We start from the raw sequence: 2,964 nt of genomic DNA, 5'->3' as shown, positions 1-2,964 counted from the left end.
CCCGCCCAGCCTCAATCTTGAATCATGATCCGCCCCAAACCGGAATCCCGAATCAGCATGATCCGGTCGCGCTCTAGGGGAGCTGTCGGCGAAGCCGACTGAGGGGGCCGACGCGAAGCGGCGGCGCTGCCCCCTCCACTATGCTACGCGTGGTCCCCCTCCCCCAGCCGGGGGGGATCATCACCCCCGCCCGTACGGCACGCCCGGCAGCGCCCTCAGGGTCTCACGCAGGGCGGCCGACCAGGCCGCTCCCAGGTCATGGAAGTAGGGCTCGTCCACCTCGATCCGGTGCACAAGCTCGGGCTCCAGCGCATCCCGCCGCAGCACCACCAGGTCCAGCGGCAGCCCCACCGCCAGGTTGGAGCGGAGCGTGCTGTCGAAGGAGACCAGCACGATCTTCAACGCCTCGTAGAGCTCGCAGTCGAAGCTGATCGAGCGGATCAGGATCGGCTTGCCGTACTTGGTCTCGCCGGCCTGCAGGAACGGAGTGTCCGGCGCGCACTCGATGAAGTTGCCCTGGCCGTAGATCAGGAAGAAGCGCATGGGCTGGCCGCGGATCTGGCCGCCGAACAGGATGGTGGCGTCCGAGGGCGTGCTGTCGCCCACCGCCTCGGCGACGCGCTTGCGGCTCGCCGCCATGGTGTCGCCGACAAGCTGGGCCGCGCTGAACAGGTCGGCGACATCGTGCAAGGTCAGCGGGCCGCCTTCGATCGGTCGAGCGGTGAGCTCGGACAGGGCGGCCTGGGTGGTGGACAGGTTGCCTGCGGTCGCCAGCATGATGAAGCGGTCCTCGCCCTGCACCGTGTGCAGCTTGCGATAGGTGGAGATGTTGTCCACGCCCGCATTGGTGCGGGTGTCGGTCACCAGCACCATGCCCTCCTTGAGCAGCACGCCGCAGCAGTAGGTCATGGCTCTCTCTCCCTGTCCGAGGCTCCATACCCTGACCTCCCCCATCGGGGGAGGGGGACCGCGAAGCGGTGGAGGGAGCAGCGCCGCCGCTTCGCGTCGGCTTCCCTCAGTCGGCTTCGCCGACAGCTCCCCTGCGGGGGGAGCATCTGACTCACCGGCCGCTGGGGGCCACGCGCAGCTTCACGTCCATGTGCTCGCCGGAGCCGCCGTAGCGGCTGCCGCGCACGGGGGCCGCGCCCAGATAGTCCAGCCCGACCGCCACGCGCACATAGCGGTCGGTGGGGCAGATACCGTTGGTGGGATCGAAGCCGACCCAGCCCAGATCCTCCACATAGGCCTCGGCCCAGGCGTGGCTCGCCTCCTGGTCGATCTGGCCCTCGGAGCGCGCCAGGTGGCCGGAGACGTAGCGGGCCGGGGCGCCCAGGCTCCGCGCGCAGCCGATGAAGATGTGGGCGAGGTCCTGGCAGACGCCGTGCCTCAGCTCGAAGGCCTCGGCGGCGGAGGTGCCGGCGTCGGTGCGCTCTGTCTCGAAGGCCATCTCCTGCTTCACTGCGGCCAGCAGGGCGTGCAGGCGCGGCAGGAGGCCTGAAGCCGCCGAAGTCGCGCCCTCGGCGAAGTCGCGCAGCGCCGCGTCGGTGCGGGTGAGCGGTGTGTCGCGCAGATAGACCATGGGCGGGAAGCGCTCCACCGCGCCTTCCACTACGCCGCCGGTGTCCCAGGTCTCAACCTCGCCGGTGACCCGGGTGACCAGCCGCTTCACCGGACCGGCCAGCGACAGGGCGTGGGTGGTGTTGCCGAGCGCGTCCTCGCCCGCGACCAGCCGCACGTCGGCGTCGGTTTCCACCCGCCAGCTCAGCACGTGCTGGCCCTCGTGGCCGCGCGGCGTCATGCGCAGCACCTGCACGATCAGCTTGGCGGGGGTGTCGTATTCGTAGCGGGTGACGTAGCCGACCTGGATGCGCATGTCCGCCGCCTCAGACCAGATACTGTTCGGTGATGGTGGCGCCGAGCCCTGCGTTGTCGTCTAGGAAACCGGTGATGAACTCGTGCAGGCCGGACTGGAACAGGTCCTCGATCCGGCACCCGTTCAGCCGCGAGAGCATGGAGCGGGCCGCCCGCTGGCTGGGCCCCCGCCGGCCGTAGGCGTCGGCGAGCAGGTCGGTCTGGCGGGCGATGACCTCGTAGCAGCTGGCCAGCGAGCGGGGCATCTGGCGGTTCAGGATCAAGAGGTCCGCCACCAGCCAGGGCTTGACACTCTGGCGATAGACCCAGGTGTAGGCGGTGAGCGCAGACACCTCGCGCAGGATCGTCGACCACTGGAAGTAGTCGAGCGTGCCGCCCACCCGCTCGGTCTCGGGCAGCAGCATGTGGTATTTCACGTCCAGGATGCGGGCGGTGTTGTCGGCCCGCTCCAGGGCGCCGCCGAGGCGCAGGAACCAGTAGATGTCGTTCCTGAGCATGGTGCGGCGCGCGGCGCCGTCGAAGCTCAGCACCACGCCCTTCACCCATTCCAGGAAGCGCACCAGCTCCTCGCGCGAGAGGTTCTGGCCGCGGTAGCGCTGCAGCTCCAGGCCGGCGTCGTTGACCACCTCCCACATCTCGGCGGTGAGGGCCGTGCGGACGGCGCGGGCGTTGGCGCGGGCGGTCGTGAGACAGCTATAGATGGAGGAGGCGTAGTCGGGGCTGAAGGCCAGCCACTCGCGCACCGTGTCCTCGTTGGCGTCGCCGTAGCGCTCGTAGAACAGCTCCGCGGCGCCGGCCGAGGCCACCGCACTCTCCCACTCGGTGGAGGAACCGCCGTAGCTGGCCGGCAGCGCGGCGGCGCGCAGCGCGGTCTCCAGCAGGCGCGCGAGGTAGTCGGCGCGCTCCATGTAGCGGGCCGTCCAATAGAGGCTGTCGGCGGTGCGCGAGAGCATGGCTACGGGCGCACCGTCGCCTGCGGCGCCGGCCCCCTCAGTCGGCTTCGCCGACAGCTCCCCCAGGGGGGGAGCATCTGGGCGCAGCGCTTGATCCTCCCCCCCTGGGGGAGGGGGACCAGGCGAAGCCTGGTGGAGG

General features: G+C 70.2%; 3 protein-coding genes. All 3 read right to left on the bottom strand.

Annotated elements, in window-relative coordinates; all coding sequences use genetic code 11:
* Positions 1-180: 180 nt before the first annotated feature.
* A complete protein-coding gene (locus HUV06_RS15580) occupies positions 181-909 on the bottom strand; it encodes a peptidase (protein ID WP_174302156.1) in 729 nt (242 codons plus the stop codon).
* A 151-nt stretch (positions 910-1,060) separates the two neighbouring features.
* Positions 1,061-1,873 (bottom strand): transglutaminase family protein, encoded by an 813-nt coding sequence (locus HUV06_RS15575; RefSeq protein WP_174302155.1) that lies wholly within the window; start codon positions 1,871-1,873, stop codon positions 1,061-1,063.
* Between the two features lie 10 nt (positions 1,874-1,883).
* The coding region (locus HUV06_RS15570; protein WP_254601190.1) for an alpha-E domain-containing protein at positions 1,884-2,964 on the bottom strand (1,081 nt) is incomplete at its 5' end.

This window comes from Caulobacter sp. S45, from assembly GCF_903642205.1.
Taxonomy (GTDB): domain Bacteria; phylum Pseudomonadota; class Alphaproteobacteria; order Caulobacterales; family Caulobacteraceae; genus CAHJWH01.
This window is presented reverse-complemented; position numbering and strand designations above follow the sequence as displayed.